Annotated in this window: 1 pseudogene; it reads left to right on the top strand. The window is 73.3% G+C overall.

What is annotated here, in order from left to right:
* Positions 1–366 (top strand): annotated as a pseudogene (locus ACCC94_RS30060) (catechol 1,2-dioxygenase); the annotation flags it as partial.
* Positions 367–491: the final 125 nt, after the last annotated feature.

Below are 491 nucleotides of genomic sequence, written 5' to 3'. Positions count from 1 at the left end.
CGCAGCATCGTGCCCAGCGGTTACGGCTGCCCGCCGGACGGCCCGACCCAGGAGCTGCTGAACCAGCTCGGCCGCCATGGCCAGCGCCCGGCGCATATCCACTTCTTCATCTCCGCGCCGGGGCATCGCCACCTGACCACGCAGATCAACCTCGCCGGCGACCAGTACCTGTGGGACGACTTCGCCTACGCCACCCGTGACGGGCTGATCGGCGAGGTGCGTTTCGTCGAGGACGCTGCTGCCGCGAAGGATCGGGGAGTGGAAGGGCGCTTCGCCGAGATCGAGTTCGACTTCCAGCTGCAGCAGGCCGTTTCCGCCGACGCCGAAGACCGCAGCAGCCGCCCCCGCGCCTTGCAGGAAGCCTGACGCCAAACCTGTAGGAGCGGGGGGGGGGGGGGCCCCCCCCCCCCCCCCGCCGCGGGGGGGTTGAGGGTGGGGGGGGACCGCCGGGGCGAGCAAAAACCCCGCCCCCCCCCCCGCGCGCCCGCCCC

The sequence above is a fragment of the Pseudomonas sp. Pseusp97 genome, from assembly GCF_047304025.1.
Taxonomy (GTDB): domain Bacteria; phylum Pseudomonadota; class Gammaproteobacteria; order Pseudomonadales; family Pseudomonadaceae; genus Pseudomonas.
The sequence above is the reverse complement of the archived record's forward strand: the minus strand, read 5'-3'. Positions and strand labels throughout refer to the sequence as shown.